Source organism: Rhizobium mesoamericanum STM3625, assembly GCF_000312665.1.
Taxonomy (GTDB): Bacteria; Pseudomonadota; Alphaproteobacteria; order Rhizobiales; family Rhizobiaceae; genus Rhizobium; species Rhizobium mesoamericanum.
Genome location: NZ_HF536772.1, coordinates 431,839 through 446,885 on the forward strand (window position 1 = coordinate 431,839; position 15,047 = coordinate 446,885).

The 15,047-nt window shown below is 59.3% G+C and carries 17 protein-coding genes and 1 tRNA gene; 13 read left to right on the forward strand and 5 right to left on the reverse strand.

Annotated features, from left to right (window positions below):
• Nucleotides 1-155: 155 nt before the first annotated feature.
• Nucleotides 156-1,136 carry an aldo/keto reductase gene (locus BN77_RS02085; protein WP_007527969.1) on the forward strand — a complete coding sequence of 327 codons (981 nt, stop codon included), beginning with the start codon at nucleotides 156-158 and terminating at the stop codon, nucleotides 1,134-1,136.
• 72 nt (nucleotides 1,137-1,208) lie between these two features.
• On the forward strand, nucleotides 1,209-2,003 hold the full coding sequence (locus BN77_RS02090) for a class I SAM-dependent methyltransferase (RefSeq protein WP_007527971.1): 795 nt from the start codon (nucleotides 1,209-1,211) through the stop codon (nucleotides 2,001-2,003).
• Here the strand turns inward: BN77_RS02090 and BN77_RS02095 are convergent.
• Entirely contained in the window at nucleotides 2,000-2,584 is a 585-nt protein-coding gene (locus tag BN77_RS02095; RefSeq protein WP_007527973.1) for a TetR/AcrR family transcriptional regulator, read from the reverse strand. The two genes, BN77_RS02090 and BN77_RS02095, sit on opposite strands and share 4 nt — an antisense overlap.
• 127 nt (nucleotides 2,585-2,711) lie before the next feature.
• Here BN77_RS02095 and BN77_RS02100 point away from each other — a divergent pair, with 127 nt between their 5' ends.
• Nucleotides 2,712-4,010, forward strand: coding sequence for an MFS transporter (locus tag BN77_RS02100; protein ID WP_007527975.1), 1,299 nt, complete (start codon nucleotides 2,712-2,714; stop codon nucleotides 4,008-4,010).
• Between the two features lie 120 nt (nucleotides 4,011-4,130).
• Nucleotides 4,131-4,215: transfer RNA gene (locus BN77_RS02105), tRNA-Leu, on the forward strand.
• 68 nt (nucleotides 4,216-4,283) lie between these two features.
• Here BN77_RS02105 and BN77_RS02110 read toward each other — a convergent pair.
• Nucleotides 4,284-5,414, reverse strand: coding sequence for an ArnT family glycosyltransferase (locus BN77_RS02110; protein WP_157224427.1), 1,131 nt, complete (start codon nucleotides 5,412-5,414; stop codon nucleotides 4,284-4,286).
• Between the two features lie 273 nt (nucleotides 5,415-5,687).
• On the opposite strand from BN77_RS02110, the gene BN77_RS02115 reads away from it, so the two are divergent.
• The 3 genes from BN77_RS02115 (at nucleotide 5,688) to BN77_RS02125 (ending at nucleotide 8,692) form a co-directional block, all read left to right on the forward strand.
• Nucleotides 5,688-7,439, forward strand: coding sequence for a cation:proton antiporter domain-containing protein (locus tag BN77_RS02115; RefSeq protein ID WP_007527979.1), 1,752 nt, complete (start codon nucleotides 5,688-5,690; stop codon nucleotides 7,437-7,439).
• A gap of 121 nt (nucleotides 7,440-7,560) precedes the next feature.
• Nucleotides 7,561-8,157 (forward strand): YqaA family protein, encoded by a 597-nt coding sequence (locus BN77_RS02120; RefSeq protein ID WP_007527981.1) that lies wholly within the window; start codon nucleotides 7,561-7,563, stop codon nucleotides 8,155-8,157.
• Between the two features lie 22 nt (nucleotides 8,158-8,179).
• Nucleotides 8,180-8,692, forward strand: coding sequence for a disulfide bond formation protein B (locus BN77_RS02125; protein ID WP_007527983.1), 513 nt, complete (start codon nucleotides 8,180-8,182; stop codon nucleotides 8,690-8,692).
• On the opposite strand, the gene BN77_RS02130 is transcribed toward BN77_RS02125, so the two are convergent.
• Nucleotides 8,693-9,250, reverse strand: a complete 558-nt coding sequence (locus BN77_RS02130) for an HNH endonuclease (protein ID WP_007527985.1) — start codon at nucleotides 9,248-9,250, stop codon at nucleotides 8,693-8,695.
• A gap of 111 nt (nucleotides 9,251-9,361) precedes the next feature.
• Complete coding sequence (locus BN77_RS02135; protein ID WP_028749572.1) at nucleotides 9,362-10,048, reverse strand: DNA-3-methyladenine glycosylase family protein; 687 nt, start codon at nucleotides 10,046-10,048, stop codon at nucleotides 9,362-9,364.
• Between BN77_RS02135 and gluQRS the strand changes: the two genes are divergently transcribed.
• Nucleotides 10,047-10,928 (forward strand): tRNA glutamyl-Q(34) synthetase GluQRS, encoded by an 882-nt coding sequence (gluQRS, locus tag BN77_RS02140; protein WP_007527989.1) that lies wholly within the window; start codon nucleotides 10,047-10,049, stop codon nucleotides 10,926-10,928. The two genes, BN77_RS02135 and gluQRS, sit on opposite strands and share 2 nt — an antisense overlap.
• Here the strand turns inward: gluQRS and BN77_RS02145 are convergent.
• The gene (locus BN77_RS02145) at nucleotides 10,893-11,810 is read right to left on the reverse strand and encodes a YihY/virulence factor BrkB family protein (protein WP_007527991.1); all 918 of its coding nucleotides are present in this window, start codon (nucleotides 11,808-11,810) and stop codon (nucleotides 10,893-10,895) included. The genes gluQRS and BN77_RS02145 overlap by 36 nt on opposite strands.
• A gap of 77 nt (nucleotides 11,811-11,887) precedes the next feature.
• On the opposite strand from BN77_RS02145, the gene BN77_RS02150 reads away from it, so the two are divergent.
• From BN77_RS02150 to BN77_RS02170, 5 genes are all read left to right on the forward strand, one after another.
• Nucleotides 11,888-12,721 carry an SDR family oxidoreductase gene (locus BN77_RS02150; RefSeq protein WP_007527994.1) on the forward strand — a complete coding sequence of 278 codons (834 nt, stop codon included), beginning with the start codon at nucleotides 11,888-11,890 and terminating at the stop codon, nucleotides 12,719-12,721.
• Between the two features lie 19 nt (nucleotides 12,722-12,740).
• Nucleotides 12,741-12,944 (forward strand): twin transmembrane helix small protein, encoded by a 204-nt coding sequence (locus BN77_RS02155; protein ID WP_007527996.1) that lies wholly within the window; start codon nucleotides 12,741-12,743, stop codon nucleotides 12,942-12,944.
• 23 nt (nucleotides 12,945-12,967) lie between these two features.
• Entirely contained in the window at nucleotides 12,968-13,546 is a 579-nt protein-coding gene (locus BN77_RS02160; protein WP_007527998.1) for a cob(I)yrinic acid a,c-diamide adenosyltransferase, read from the forward strand.
• Nucleotides 13,547-13,588: 42 nt separating this feature from the next.
• On the forward strand, nucleotides 13,589-14,374 hold the full coding sequence (locus BN77_RS02165; RefSeq protein WP_007528000.1) for a rhomboid family intramembrane serine protease: 786 nt from the start codon (nucleotides 13,589-13,591) through the stop codon (nucleotides 14,372-14,374).
• A gap of 174 nt (nucleotides 14,375-14,548) precedes the next feature.
• Nucleotides 14,549-15,047, forward strand: a 499-nt coding sequence (locus BN77_RS02170) for an electron transfer flavoprotein subunit beta/FixA family protein (protein WP_040676617.1), incomplete at its 3' end; no start/stop codon positions are given.

Below are 15,047 nucleotides of genomic sequence, written 5' to 3' on the forward strand. Positions count from 1 at the left end.
AGCTAACACCCAGAGCTCCTTTTACGCAAGCGCGAGAGCAAAGGAGGCACCCTGTTCGGTCACAAAACTTTTTGTGTGAGTGGCAGACACTTTCGCGTTTGCCGCGCTAGATCAAAGGGCGCGCTGGGTAGCGACTCGATATTGGGAGCGATTTCATGGACTACGTCAAATTCGGCGGCACTGGCTTGGAAGTGTCGAAGATCTGCCTTGGCTGCATGACCTTCGGCGAGCCCGGCCGCGGCAACCACAGCTGGACGCTCGGTGAAGAGGACAGCCGTGCACTGATCAAGCAGGCACTGGATCTCGGTATCAACTTTCTCGATACCGCCAATACCTATTCGGATGGCTCCTCGGAGGAGATCGTCGGGCGAGCTATTAAGGATTTTTCAAAGCGCGACGACATCGTACTCGCGACCAAGGTCTTCAATCGCATGCGCCCCGGCCCGAACGGCGCCGGCCTGTCGCGCAAGGCGATCTTCGATGAGATCGACAACAGCCTGCGTCGCCTCGGCACTGACTATGTCGACCTCTACCAGATCCACCGTTTTGACTATACGACACCAATCGAGGAAACGCTTGAAGCGCTGCATGATGTCGTGAAGGCAGGCAAAGCGCGCTATATCGGCGCGTCCTCCATGTATGCCTGGCAATTCGCCAAGATGCTCTACATCGCACGTGCCAACGGCTGGACACCCTTTGTCAGCATGCAGAACCATCTCAACCTGCTTTACCGCGAGGAAGAGCGCGAAATGCTGCCCTTCTGCCAGGATCAGAAAATCGCCGTGATTCCCTGGAGTCCGCTCGCTCGCGGCCGGCTGACGCGGGATTGGGATGAAAAGACGACACGCAGCGAGACAGACGAATTCGGCAAGACGCTCTATAGGCAAGCGGAAGACGCTGACCGCACCATTATTGGCGTCGTCGGCAAGCTGGCCAAGAAGTATGGCGTTTCCCGCGCCCAGATCGCGACGGCCTGGATCCTGCAGAAAAGCGCGGTGACGGCGCCGATCATCGGCGCGTCGAAAGCCAACCACCTGGCCGACTCGGTTGCGGCACTCGCCGTCAAGCTGACGGCGGAAGATGTTGCCACACTCGAGGGGCCTTATGTCCCCCATCGCGTTGAAGGTTTCAAGTAACGCGACCATTTGGAGCTCCAAGCTCGCTTGCATGAACGCCGACGGCCATTCGCTCCCCTCAAGGATCTTGCCATGATGACCATTCCCTTCGAGGCTCGCCGCTTTCAGTCCACGGCGGCCTATTACACGCGCTATCGCGTCCCCTACCCTAATGAACTCATTGCGCGGGTCGCTGCCCGCGCGGGGCTCACGGCCGGTGAACGCGTGCTTGACCTAGGCTGCGGGCCGGGTCAACTCGGCATCGCCCTTGCACGACTGGCCGGCGTTGATGTCACGGGGCTCGATCCCGAGCCGGAAATGCTGGACGCCGCGCGTGCCGATGCGGCCGCTGCTGGTGTCGATATTACGTTCGCTAAAGGGTCGTCATACGATCTCGGTCCGCACGTCGCGCCACTCAAAATGACGGTCATGGGGCGCTCCTTCCATTGGATGGATCGCCCGGCAACGTTGAAGGCTCTGGACGAGATAACCGTTCCCGACGGCTGTATCGTGCTGTTCGGCGACCGCCATATCTCCTCGACGCCCGATTGGCGACAGGCTGTTAACAAGCTTGCCGAAACTTTCTCGCCGGAGCGCAACGCCGATCGCGAACGACGAAATGGGCCAGATTGGGTCGAGCACGAAAGCATCCTGCTTCGCTCTCCCTTCAGCGATCTGGAGAGGATCTCGGTTATCAGGGACCGCATGCTCAGCCTCGACGATATCGTCGGGCGCGCCTTCTCAACCTCAGTGACATCGCCCCTGGCGCTCGGCCAAAGAGCAATTGCCTTCGAAACAGCCCTTCGGGACACCCTCCTTGCGCTTTCGCCCGAGGGCACCTTCGCGGAGGTGGTGGAGATCGGCGGTCTAATCGCTCGGAGAGGCTAACCATTGGTTCTGTTCGCAGGGGAAAGCACATCGCGCGTCGTATAGAGAAAGCTATCGGAGAGCTCGCGATTCTCGACGGCGCGCGCCAGTATCACCGCACCCATCATCGCCGAAAGCGTTGAAAATCCCTTCTCGCGTCGCTCTTCTGGAGTTTCTCCGCGAACGATCTCCGACAGAATATCGACAAGCATCGACAACCCATCGTTGAAGGTTTCGCGCACTGCTCCGTGGCTGCGGCTGACTTCCTGGGCAAGCGAGGCAAAGACGCAACTACCGCCGGGATCATCGACGCTGCAGCGCGACAGATAATGATCGAGCAACGCATCGAGCGGCCGCTCCGGCGCCGAAGCTATGATCTCATTCCAGCGGATCTTGACCTTCTCGATCAGGGCGCGGCTTACTTCCAGCGCCAATTCTTCCTTAGATTCGAAGTGCCCATAGAACCCGCCATGTGTCATTCCGGCGGCCTTCATGATCTCGGCGACGCCTATGCCGTCGAAGCCCCTTTCGCGAAACAATACACCGGCGACCTGCAGAATCTTCTCGCGATTTTCCGCAAATTTTTCTCGGCTGACCCGCATTCGCTTCTCCGCAATTGGTAGCTTGACAAATTATATGACGTCCATCATCAATACGCAATAATTATGATGGTTATCATCTAAAAGCCTCCGATAGTCTGCGACAACCCCCCACACGGAACGGGTCCCCATGGTATCGACTGTACTTGCCTCATCGCTCGCGCGGCGCAACATCCATTACGGATGGGTGGTCGTCGCGACAACCTTCCTCACCATGCTGGTGACCGCCGGTGCCATGGGTGCCCCCGGCGTCCTTATCAGGCCGCTTCAGGACGAGTTCGGCTGGGAGACCTCACAAATATCCTCCGCACTTGCCGTCCGACTGATTCTCTTCGGGCTCATGGGACCGTTCTCGGCCGCTTTCATGAACTATTTCGGCGTTCGCAAGGTCATCGTCTTCGCCATGGCCCTGATCGGTAGCGGCTTCGTCGGTTCTCTCTTCATGACCGAGCTCTGGCAGTTGCTTCTGCTCTGGGGCATTGTCGTCGGCTTCGGCACTGGGCTGACCGCCATGGTGCTTGCCGCGACTGTGTCGGCCCGCTGGTTCACCAAGCATCGTGGCCTTGTGGTCGGCATGCTATCGGCGAGCTCGGCGACCGGGCAGTTGGTCTTCCTGCCGCTGATGGCGGAACTGACTGAACGCTACGGATGGCGCGGAACGGTATTTTTCGTCTGCGGCATGATCATGCTTGCCGCGCTATTGGTGCTCGCCTTCATGCGGGACCGTCCCTCCGACCTCAACCTGCCGGCCTTCGGCGACGAACATGTCACGCCGCACCTGCCGCCCCAAGGTGGCCTGCTGGCAATGCTGGCAACCCCAATCACGGTTCTCAAGGAAATCGCTACGACCTCGACCTTCTGGATCCTGTTTGCCACCTTCTTCATCTGTGGCCTTAGTACCAATGGCCTGATTCAGACGCATTTCGTCACACTCTGCGGCGATTTCGGCATTGTGCCTGTGGCTGCCGCGAGCGTCCTTGCCGTTATGGGCATTTTCGATTTCTTTGGCACGATTGGCTCCGGCTGGCTTTCGGATCGCTTCGATAATCGCTGGCTGCTCTTCTGGTACTATGGTCTGCGTGGCCTCTCACTACTGTTCCTGCCTTTCAGCAATTTCAGCTTCTACGGCCTATCGATCTTCGCGGTTTTCTATGGCCTTGATTGGATTGCCACCGTGCCGCCGACCGTCAAGATCGCCGCCGATCGCTTCGGCCGCGAAAAGGCCGGCCTCGTCTTTGGCTGGGTCTTCGCCGGCCATCAGCTTGGAGCTGCGACCGCAGCGTATGGCGCCGGTTGGTCGCGCACGGAACTCCAGAGCTATCTACCGGCCTTCTTCATCGCTGGCGCCTTCTGCCTGCTCGCCTCGATCCTCGCGATCACGTTGAAGAAGTCCGGCCTCCACCAGCCCGCCACCGCCACTGCACATTGATGTCGTTCTCCGGCAGCAGCCTCCTGCCGGAAACTCCAATAAATCAAACCGAGAACTTCGTCCGCCGTCTTGCGCGCGCGGGCGAACGCATGCTAGACACCCGCCTCGTCGGTATCCGTTGCCCCATTGGCGGAATTGGTAGACGCGCTCGACTCAAAATCGAGTTTCGAAAGAAGTGCTGGTTCGACTCCGGCATGGGGCACCACCGACAGCATCCCCGATCTGATCGCGTTTTCACTCCTTCAGCTGGGATAGGGGCGTCACATGGAGCCCTCAGTGAAAACTTCCAGCGAACACGACGCCTAGTGAGATAAAAATCACCGTCCCCACGACCATGGTAAACCTCGTGATTGCCTCGGGGACGTGAATCCCTGCCGCATCGACCTTCAATGCCAGATAGAGTGGGAAAGCCACAAAAAAGATTGAGATCCACTTCGGGCGCATCAACGTGGCATCAAGGGAGAGCATGATCACGAAGACCAGAATCATGCTGATGACGAGCATTCGGCCGATAACCCGTGTCCATTCGCTGCTCGCGCTAAAGATCGTGCGGATATGCCCCCGATAGGCGGCGGCAAAAATGGCAAGCGTCAATGCGGAGCATTTGATAATCGATGCGACCAACTGCCAGGCAGCGTTCAGCTGGCCGGGAATCGCGCTTCTCGCTGCAGCCCGCATCTCCATCAACGTATTGCCAGTCGCTGCATCCAGATGGGTTGTGGCCCAATAGACATGCGGACCGGCGACGATCAGACCAACTGCAATGGTAACGGCCAGCCGCCAGTTGAGAACCAATCGCCGAAGCCCGGGTTCGAGCAGAAGCGCAACAGCGGTTGCGAAAGGAATGATCGCGAAGTTGTACTTTGCAAGGAATCCCATACCGGCTACGGCTCCGAGAAGCGCATAGCTGCCGCTCGATGGGCGTTCTGCCATCAGCACCAGCACGTACAGGAAGATCGCAACGACGGCGAAGGCACCAACGCTGTGAGTCAAATCCCGCTGAGACAGCAGAAAGACCGCAGGCAGGCTGAGGAAACCGAGGACAGAGATCCAGGCGGTTTCGCGCTCCGTTACGATTTTGCGGGCCGCCAATCCGAGAAAGATACAGGTCGCCAGCAGCGTGGCATTCTTCACGAAGGCAAGTGTAGCGACTGACACGCCAAAGAGCCTGCTGAAACAGTAAAACAGCCAATTGTAGAGCGGCGGCTGGTTCCCATAGCCGAGCTGCAGCGCGTGCGAGAACGCAACCTGTTGCGCCTCGTCGGACGCCAGATCACCGCCACGCAAGAGCCTAAGAATGAAGCTGGCAGTGAAATATGTTGACAGCAAAAGTACCGGCAGGAGCGCGTTCAGCCGCGGGTCGCGCCGGATGGAAACGTATGAACCATTGGCAGTATCAGTCAATTCGGAACCCACACTCGCTCGGATTGGACGGAAATTCAGCAAGGGAAATATGCAGTTCCTCTGACAGACTGTATAGCGCCTCACGTGCAGTTTCGAGGACTTGCCAGCATTCTTCCGAAGGCAAGTGTTGCGTCAGCGCAACGCTTGCCCGTCTGGAGTTACGGCATTGGTGCCTCAATCGTGCTCCAGCGATTGGCTGGACGTTACAAATCAACTGTTTAATTTCTTGGCTGTTTCGGCCAAACTGCGCCCGCCAATAGGGAAAGCGCACGCGTGCATCAGGAAGTATCGCTTATTGCTACAGTTGCCGTGAGTTTCGTCGGTGCGGCGATACTCGGCTATCTCGCCGATCGAGTCCGTCTGCCGCCGCTTGTCGGATATTTGTTGGCTGGTATCGCCATGGGGCCGATGACACCCGGCTTCGTTGCCGACGCCGGGCTTGCCAGTCAATTGGCAGAGATGGGCGTCATCCTGCTGATGTTTGGCGTTGGCTTGCATTTTTCCACCGCCGATCTGCTCGCGGTGCGCGGCATCGCCGTGCCAGGCGCAATCGCGCGCATCGTCATCGTTACCCTGCTCGGTGTCCTCCTCGTCCAATGGTGGGGCTGGGGGCTTGGCGCGGGGATCGTCTTCGGCCTCAGCCTATCGGTCGCGAGCACGGTTGTGCTGTTGAAAGCCTTGGAGGAGCGGAACCTGCTCAACTCGGCCAGCGGCCGTGTGGCCGTTGGCTGGCTGATCGTCGAAGACCTTGCCACGGTTCTGGCATTGGTGCTTCTTCCCGCCCTCGCCGAATTGCTCGGCGGTCATGCGGCCAGCGGCGGCCTTGCACAAAGCGCCGGGCTTTCGCTCCCCCTGACAATCGTGCTGACGTTGCTCAAAGTTGGCGCGTTCGCAGTCATGGCTGTCTTTCTTGGACCAAAGATAGTCCCATGGCTTTTGACGTTGGTCGCCCGAACCGGTTCACGCGAACTCTTCACCCTGACGGTCCTCGCCATAGCCCTTGGCATCGCGTTCGGCTCGGCGAAAATCTTCGGCGTCTCCTTCGCTCTCGGTGCCTTTTTCGCCGGCGTCGTGATGAGCGAATCCAACCTCAGCCATCGGGCGGCTGCCGATTCGCTCCCGCTTCAGAACGCCTTTTCGGTGCTGTTCTTCGTATCCGTCGGCATGCTGTTTGACCCTTCGATCCTGGTGCGCCAGCCGATGGCCGTAATCAGCGCGTTGGCGCTGATCATCGTCGGCAAGACGATCATTTCCTTCCTCATCGTGGTCATGCTCCGCTATCCGGTCGGAATGGCCCTGACCGTCTCGGGTGGACTGGCACAGATCGGCGAATTCTCGTTCATTCTTGCCAGTCTCGGCATTTCTCTCGGATTACTGCCGGAGGACGGGCAGGATATCATCCTGGCGTCAGCTATTATCTCGATCACCCTCAATCCACTCGTCTGCATGGGTGCCGAAGCGCTGCACACCGAGGTCCACGCCAGATGGCCGACGCTCAGCAATCACTTCGGTCGCCGCCGGCATGAGGTACTCGGCCGCGAGCTTGAGAAAATTCGGGCGATCAACGAAGCACGCGAGCGCAAGCACCAGCTTGAGATGCAGGAGCTTATCGAAACCTTTCCATTGTTTGCTAAGGTAGACGAAGATTCTCAGGAGGAATTGCTGCTCCTCTTTCGGCCGAAAACCGCCTTGCCCGGCGAACGCGTTGTCCGCAAGGGCGGCCGAGGCGATGGCATGTATTTCCTGTCGTCAGGAGCGGTGGAAGTACAGCTACCGGGCGAACCGATCCGTCTGGAGCCCGGTGCCTTTTTTGGCGAGATGGCGCTCCTTAGCGGCGGGCGCCGCACGGCAGACGTCGTCGCTGTGGATTTCTGTCAGTTCTTTGTGCTGGAACGGCGCGATTTCAACATGTTCACGGCAAAGCATCCCGTTCTGCGCCAGGCCGTGAGCGAAATGGCGCGCGAACGAACGGAAATGAATGTCATGCGGCAAAAACACGACCAGCCTTCCAGCGTCGACTCGTGAGCGCCGCGCTCGGTTTGATCACGAAGATTTTTTGGCGCGTCACCCTACGAAGGACACAGCGACCATTTACAGCCGCACCGACGCCCCATAAAGCTCATGCGCTCGACGCGAAAGGATTGGAATGCTCCGCAGACTCTACGACTGGACCATGTCTCTCGCGGGCCGGAAATCGGCCGAAGTCTGGCTCGCCGTTATCGCCTTCGTCGAAAGTTCCATCTTTCTCGTTCCCGCCGACGTTCTCTACCTACCGATGGCGCTCGCAAAGCCAGAGCGCGCCTACCGCTACGCGCTGATCGCGACCGTTGCTTCCGTCCTCGGTGGCATCGCCGGTTGGATGCTCGGCTATTACGCCTATGACGCGATCGCCCGCCCGGTTCTGGAATTCTACGGAAAGCTCGACGCCTTCGAGCAGCTCAGGCTTTATATCCACGACGAGTGGGAAATCCTGCTGCTGCTGCTCGTGACCTCAGGCCTGGCGCATCTGCCGCCGATCAAGGTCGTAACGATCCTTGCCGGCGTCATTCACATGAGTCTCGGCTTCTTCATCATCTCGGCGATCGTGGCCCGCGGCGCGCGCTTCTTCTTCCTGGCCTGGTTGCTGCGCCGTTACGGCGAGTCGATTCGTCATTTCATCGAAAAGCGCCTCGGGCAGGTGGCGGGCATAGTTGCCGCCGTCGCGATCGCCCTCGGGATTGCCTATAAACTACTTGCCCACTGAGCCATCTGCGCGGAGTCCGTTCATGCCTGCCTCGTTTTCCATTGCTCGCCCGGTCGTCGGTTATTCGCTGGTGCTCGCCTTAGGCATGGCGGTGGTAGTCGGCACCGCGCTCGGCTTCCAGTATCTTGGGGGCTACATCCCCTGCGCCCTTTGCCTGCTGCAGCGCCAGCCCTACTATTATGGCATTCCGATCGCGCTCATCGGCGCGGTCGCTTCCGCAGTCGGCCTCCCCAGCTGGATCGGCCGCGCATTCCTGCTCGCCGCCGGCATCCTGATGGTCGTCGGTGCCGGCATGGGTGTCTATCATGCAGGTGTCGAGTGGCATTTCTGGGAAGGGCCGGCGACCTGCTCGACAACAGCCGGCAGCATGACGCAGAATGCCGGCGACCTGCTGAGTGAATTGAACACCATCAAGGGGCCGTCCTGCACCGACGCGGCGCTGCGCGTCCTCGGCCTGTCCTTCGCCGGCTGGAACGTCATCACAAGCCTTGTCCTCGCGGTCTTCGCCTTTATCGGCGTCCGCAAGACGGCCTGATCAGGGCTGCAGTTCGCTATCCCAGTAAAGATAGTCGAGCCAGCTGTCGTGCAGATAGTTCGGCGGGAAAAGCCGGCCGTTGTTGTGCAGGTCCTGCACCGTCGGCTGGTAAGGTTTCTGATTGGGGAACATGCCAGCCTGCTTCGGTAGCTTGCTGCCTTTTCTGAGATTGCAGGGAGAGCAGGCCGCAACGACGTTTTCCCATGTTGTCTCTCCCCCATGGGCCCGTGGAATGACATGGTCGAAGGTCAGATCATCATGCTCGCCGCAATACTGGCATTCGAACTTGTCACGCAGGAATACGTTGAAGCGGGTAAAGGCCGGATTGCGGGAAGGCTGGACGTATGTCTTCAGGCAGACAACACTTGGAAGCCGCATTGAAAAGCTCGGTGAAGATACCGAATGTTCGTATTCAGCAATGATATTCACGCGGTCGAGAAACACCGCCTTGATCGCGTCCTGCCAGGACCACAGCGACAAGGGATAGTAACTCAGGGGCCTATAGTCAGCGTTCAGGACGAGCGCTGGCAGGGCCTGTGGGGAGACTGCAATCGTCAAGGGACTCTCCTGATCGATTCGGCATCTGCCCTCTTATATTAGGCCGGTTGTGACGGCATTGTGAAGTCTAATAAATTCAGGCATCAATCCAGTTATTTACGGCACTGCTGCCTAGTCGATCGGCAGCATGCCACGTCCGAGCTTGACGGCGTAGTAGGCCCAGAAAAGCCTGGCCGCGATCGACCGCCACGGCGACCAAGCGCCGGCCAAGGACGCTAGTTCGCGCGCTTGCGGGCGAGTAGCGAGACCGAATGCCGCAGCTACCGCGTTTTGTAGCGCAACGTCACCGGAAGGAAAGACGTCCGCGTGGCCACCACAGAACATCAGATAAACCTCGGCTGTCCAGGGACCGACACCCTTGAGTGCCGTAAGCTCAGCCAGCGCCTCCTCGGGTGGCAGCGCGCAGAGCGCCAGAAGATCGAGGCGACTTGAGGCAACAGCTTCGGCGATGCGCGAGAGCGTGTCCGCCTTGGCACGTGACAGGCCAAACTCTCGCCAAGCCTCGGGATGGAGGAGCACATAGTTCTCCGCCGTCAGCAATCCTTCGGCCGGCTGCATCCGTCTCCAGATTGCTTCGGCGCTGGCGCGCGATACCATTTGCGACACGATAATGTGGGCAAGCCCCTCGAAACCCGGTTCACGCAGCCGCAAGGGAAGCGGTCCGGTTTCAGCTGCAATGGCAGCAAGCCGCGGGTCTAATCGAAGCAGGTTCTCCAACCCTTCCGTCACATCATCATCGCTGCGAATGATCAACACGCTTCCTCGCGATCCCAACGAATCCGTGGCAGAAGAAAGCATGATCGCGATTCCTCGTCAAAAGACTGTCTTTCGTTTTGCGCCGAGCCCCAATGGCCCGCTCCATCTCGGCCACGCGCTCTCAGCCATTCTAAACCGGGACATGGCGGCATCGGCGGGGGGACGCTTTCTGCTGCGCATCGAAGACATCGACCTGACACGCTGTACACCCGAATTCGAGGCCGGCATTTATGTCGACCTCGAATGGCTTGCCATAGAATGGGAACGACCCGTACGACGGCAGTCGGAGCATTTCGCGGATTACCAGGCAGCCCTTCAGCGGTTGATCGGGCTCGGCCTCGCCTATCCCGCGTTCATGACGCGAGGTGAGACAAAAACACGGGTTGTCGCCGCCGAAGCAAATGGCGTCCCCTGGCCGCGAGACCCCGATGGCTCGCCGGTTTATCCTCCAGATGATCGCGAGCGCGCCGAATCCGACCGGCAGAAACTGCTTGCATCGGGCGTAAAGCACGCTTGGCGTCTCGACATGGGAAAGGCCTTGGAGGCAGCGGGCACCCCTCTTTCTTGGGTGGAAACCGGCGACGGCAACCGTGGCCTGATCGCCGCAAATCCCCAGGCCTGGGGAGATGTAATCCTCTCGCGATCGGATGCGCCCTCGAGCTACCATCTCTCGGTCGTCCTCGATGATGCCCTGCAGGAGGTCACCCATGTGGTCCGCGGGCTCGATCTCTTTCATTCGACGTCGGTGCATCGATTGCTCCAGACCCTTCTTGGCCTACCCGCGCCCGTCTACCACCACCATCGTTTGATTACCGACGAGGACGGCCGCAAGCTTTCGAAAAGTCGAAGCGACACAGGACTTGCCGAGCTTCGCGAACGCGGTCTGCTACCGGCGGATATCCTTCGTCTTGTCGGGCTTTAGGGTCTTGCCCGGCCCGCCGCCCAGAAAATTGTTCTTGAATATCGCGCGCACGCGAAACTTCAAAAGAGCGGCATTGATCTCGGCGCCGACGATGAAGATAACGCCAACCATATACAGAAAGATTAGAACGATCATCACGGACGCCAGACCCGCATAGGTCGCCGTGTAGTTGGCGAAAGTCGAAAGATAGTAGGCGAAGATGAGCGCTCCGCCCAACCAAAGCATCAGTGTCAGGAACACGCCGGGTACGACATCTAGAACGCGCCGTCGGCCTGCCGGCAGCCAGAGATGCACAACGAACAGCGCCACGGTTAGGACAAAGAGTGTGCCGTAGACACGCCAGCTAAACACAACGTCGAGTATGCCCGCAATCAGCGGCGACCATGCGCGCGCATAGTCCAGCGCGAGCGGTATCCCTGAAACCAGCACGATGCTTATGGCGGCAAACACCCCAACCGCGATAAGTACATAACCGAGGCTGACCAGGCGTGTGATATACCAAGGCCGGGTCTCCTGGACGCGGTAAGCACGGTTGAGCGAGATGCGCAACGCCTCTACGCCGTTGGACGCGAAGTAGGCGGCTGCCAGCACCGAGACAGTTAGGAGTCCGCCGCGTGGAATCGTCAGAACTTCCAAGACCTGGTCGGCAAGCGGCTTGGCGATTACCTCCGGCCAGGTATCGAATATCAGGTGAATTGCGGTGGAAGAGAACTGGTCGGCACCGAGAAACGTGGCGAGTGTGGTCCCGAAGATCAGAAACGGAAAGACCGCAAGCAGGGTGGACAATGCGACGTGGCTCGCCATCGCGAAGCCGTCGTCTTCAATAAGGTGGCAGACAGCATCGTAGGCCACATCATAGAAGATGCGCATTATCTTCGGCATTCCGTCTCCCGGCTTTGGTCGTTGTGTCGCCCGTTCGAATATGGGAAACCACTCCCATTTTGTACAGGAATCATTCTATGTCGGATCAGCGCACAATCATGGTGACCGGATGCTCCTCCGGGATCGGCGCGCATTGCGCCCGAGCGCTGAAGGCCGACGGCTGGCGGGTCTTTGCCACAGTACGCAAATTTGATGATCTGGCACCACTCGAAGCCGACGGCATCGAAGTTTTCCGTATGGACTATACCCGCCCCGACACAATCTCTGACTTCGTGCGGGATGTGGCCGCACTGACAGGCGGACGGATCGACGCGCTGTTCAACAACGGCGCCTACGGGCAACCCGGCGCGGTTGAGGACCTTCCTACCGACGCTCTGCGCGCTCAGTTCGAAACGAACGTCTTCGGTTGGCACGAACTGACGCGGCAGGTCGTGCCACTGATGCGCAAGCGCGGCCATGGTCGGATCGTCCAGTGCTCGTCGATCCTCGGTGTCGTGCCGTACCGTTTCCGCGGTGCCTATACCGCCTCCAAATTCGCTCTCGAAGGTCTAAGCATCAGCCTTCGCATGGAGCTTCAGGGTAGTGGCATCCACGTAAGCCTGATCGAGCCGGGTCCGATTACCTCCCGCTTCACCGCAAACGCGCTCGTAAAGATCAACGAGCATATCGACATAAAGAACTCGGTGCATGCCGCAGATTACCGCCGTCAGCTTGCGCGGCTTGACGGATCTGGCCGTCCCAATCGACATAAGCTCGGTCCGGACGCTGTCTATGCCGTGCTGAAGCACGCATTGAACTCAAACAGTCCGAAACCACATTACCCCGTAACCACGCCGGCAAAGCAGGGCATGGTGCTGAAAAGGCTGCTGCCCGCGGACCTTTTCTACCGCCTGATGCGCTGGGTCGACTAATCAGGAAAGCCAAGCCAGCATGTCCACGGTCACCTACATCCTCGCGATCATCGTCATGGGCGTCGTCGCCCTGGTGCTGATCCGCGGCCTTTTCAACATGATGAAGGGCGGCAACCCGAACCTTTCCAACAAGCTGATGCAGTTGCGCGTCCTGCTGCAGGCGATCGCCGTGCTTCTGATCATGCTGACGCTCTGGTTGACTGGCGGCGGCCGCCCTAGCTAAGACGGGGAAGAGAGAGGGCAGGTATGGTCAGGCTCAACAAGATCTACACGAAAACCGGCGACGACGGCACAACCGCACTCGTTTCCGGGCCACGTCGGCTGAAATACGATCTGCGCGTCGAGGCCTATGGCACGATCGACGAAGCCAACTCCGCCATTGGCGTCGCGCGGCTTCATATGCAGGGCATGCCCGTTCTCGAGAGGATGCTGACGCTCATCCAAAATGACCTCTTCGACCTCGGCGCCGATCTTGCGACGCCCGATGACGGTAAGCCGCCGACACACGAGCCGCTGCGCATCGTCGATAGCCAGGTCGCGCGGATCGAGAGCGACATTGACGAGTTGAACGCTGATCTTCAGCCCTTGAAATCCTTCGTGCTTCCCGGAGGGCACTCAGCCGCTGCTCACCTTCATCTCGCCCGCACGATCGCACGCCGCGCCGAGCGACTGATGGTCGAGCTTGCCCGGGCAGATGGTGAGGTCGTCAGCGACGCCGCATTGAAATACGTCAATCGGGTTTCGGACTTCCTTTTCGTCGCCGCCCGTCACGCCAATGACCGCGGCCATGCCGATGTGCTTTGGGTTCCCGGGAAAAACAGGTAGATTCCTCCTCAACCATGTGACGCGAACGCCAGGGCAGGCTTCATGTTCATACCGCTGCATGACGCCAATACGCTGAAGCATATCAAGGTCCAATGGGTCACCATAGGGCTGATCGCGGTGGATCTTGCGGTTTGGTTGTTCACCGGGGTTGTTGCCAGCCAATCCGTGTCGCAGGCGACAATTGTCGGCCTGGGTTACATTCCCGCGGTTGCCTTTCACCACGCGAGGCTGGAACCGGCGTTGGCCCTCGTCCCGGAACCGCTCACCTACGTCACCTACTCCTTCGTGCATTCCGGTTTCTGGCATCTTGCGCCGAACATGCTCTTCCTTTGGGTCTTCGGCGATAATGTCGAGGACGCGATGGGGCACCTCCGCTTTCTTTTCTTCTATTTGCTCTGCGCGGCGGCAGGCGCTCTCGTCCATGGTCTCGTGGGGACAACTTCGGAAGCACCCCTTGTAGGAGCCTCCGGCGCGATTTCGGGTGTGGTCATGGCCTACGTCGTCTTGCATCCTCGCGTGAAGGTCTGGGTGCTGGTATTGATGCGCGTGCCACTGCCATTGCCGGCCTTCGTCCCGCTCCTTCTCTGGGTAGGCCAGCAATTCCTGATGCTGGTCCTGGAACCGGATGGCAGCATCTCCTGGGGCGCCCATGTCGGCGGCATCGTCGCCGGTGGCCTGCTGGTCCTCGTTATGCGCCGCCATGGCGTGCCTTTATTCGATCGGGAAGTTGTTACTCCAAGGGCAGTCAGGGTCCGGTCGACGCCGAACCCTGCGATGGCCGTGGCACCTGACCAGCAGTTACGCACGCGCCTTCCCTGGAGGAGGTAATAACGCAATGTTGACGTGAACGTAAACGTTATATATTGACGAGCCCAATTTGCCTATCTGCGTCATGGAAGCGTTGTGTTTGGAGGAAAAACGCGTATCCATGTCGCCATTCGACAATCGGAGCAGCGCCGAAACGCGCATTTTCTTGGCGAAAGAGTTGAAGGAAGGACCCCCATGAAAATTCTCGTCCCCGTGAAGCGGGTGGTTGATTACAACGTGAAGATCCGCGTGAAGCCGGATGGCACAGGCGTCGAGCTCGCGAATGTGAAGATGTCGATGAACCCGTTCGACGAGATTTCCGTCGAGGAAGCGCTGCGGCTGAAGGAAGCCGGCAAAGCCGAGGAGGTGGTGGTCGTCTCGATCGGCCCGGCCAAGGCGGAGGAGACGCTGCGCACGGCGCTTGCCATGGGTGCCGACCGGGCGATCCTGGTCGAGACCGACGATGCTGTCGAACCGCTCGCCGTCGCCAAGATCCTCAAGGGCGTCGCCGATGCGGAAAAGCCGGGATTGATCATCGTCGGCAAGCAGGCGATCGATGACGACTCGAACCAGACCGGCCAGATGCTGGCAGCACTGCTCGGATCCGCCCAGGCGACCTTCGCCTCGAAGATCGAGATCGGTGACGGCAAAGCCCAGGTGACACGCGAGGTCGATGGCGGTCTGCAGACGATCG

What these genes read in the sequence shown, in the direction of transcription:
- BN77_RS02120 (WP_007527981.1), top strand. Translation starts at nt 7,561, where the DNA reads ATGCTCCGCAGACTCTACGACTGGACCATGTCTCTCGCGGGCCGGAAA.
- BN77_RS02150 (WP_007527994.1), top strand. Translation starts at nt 11,888, where the DNA reads ATGTCGGATCAGCGCACAATCATGGTGACCGGATGCTCCTCCGGGATC.
- BN77_RS02165 (WP_007528000.1), top strand. Translation starts at nt 13,589, where the DNA reads ATGTTCATACCGCTGCATGACGCCAATACGCTGAAGCATATCAAGGTC.
- BN77_RS02145 (WP_007527991.1), bottom strand. Translation starts at nt 11,810, where the DNA reads ATGCCGAAGATAATGCGCATCTTCTATGATGTGGCCTACGATGCTGTC.
- BN77_RS02155 (WP_007527996.1), top strand. Translation starts at nt 12,741, where the DNA reads ATGTCCACGGTCACCTACATCCTCGCGATCATCGTCATGGGCGTCGTC.
- BN77_RS02100 (WP_007527975.1), top strand. Translation starts at nt 2,712, where the DNA reads ATGGTATCGACTGTACTTGCCTCATCGCTCGCGCGGCGCAACATCCAT.
- BN77_RS02085 (WP_007527969.1), top strand. Translation starts at nt 156, where the DNA reads ATGGACTACGTCAAATTCGGCGGCACTGGCTTGGAAGTGTCGAAGATC.
- BN77_RS02160 (WP_007527998.1), top strand. Translation starts at nt 12,968, where the DNA reads ATGGTCAGGCTCAACAAGATCTACACGAAAACCGGCGACGACGGCACA.
- BN77_RS02125 (WP_007527983.1), top strand. Translation starts at nt 8,180, where the DNA reads ATGCCTGCCTCGTTTTCCATTGCTCGCCCGGTCGTCGGTTATTCGCTG.
- gluQRS (WP_007527989.1), top strand. Translation starts at nt 10,047, where the DNA reads ATGATCGCGATTCCTCGTCAAAAGACTGTCTTTCGTTTTGCGCCGAGC.
- BN77_RS02135 (WP_028749572.1), bottom strand. Translation starts at nt 10,048, where the DNA reads ATGCTTTCTTCTGCCACGGATTCGTTGGGATCGCGAGGAAGCGTGTTG.
- BN77_RS02095 (WP_007527973.1), bottom strand. Translation starts at nt 2,584, where the DNA reads ATGCGGGTCAGCCGAGAAAAATTTGCGGAAAATCGCGAGAAGATTCTG.
- BN77_RS02090 (WP_007527971.1), top strand. Translation starts at nt 1,209, where the DNA reads ATGATGACCATTCCCTTCGAGGCTCGCCGCTTTCAGTCCACGGCGGCC.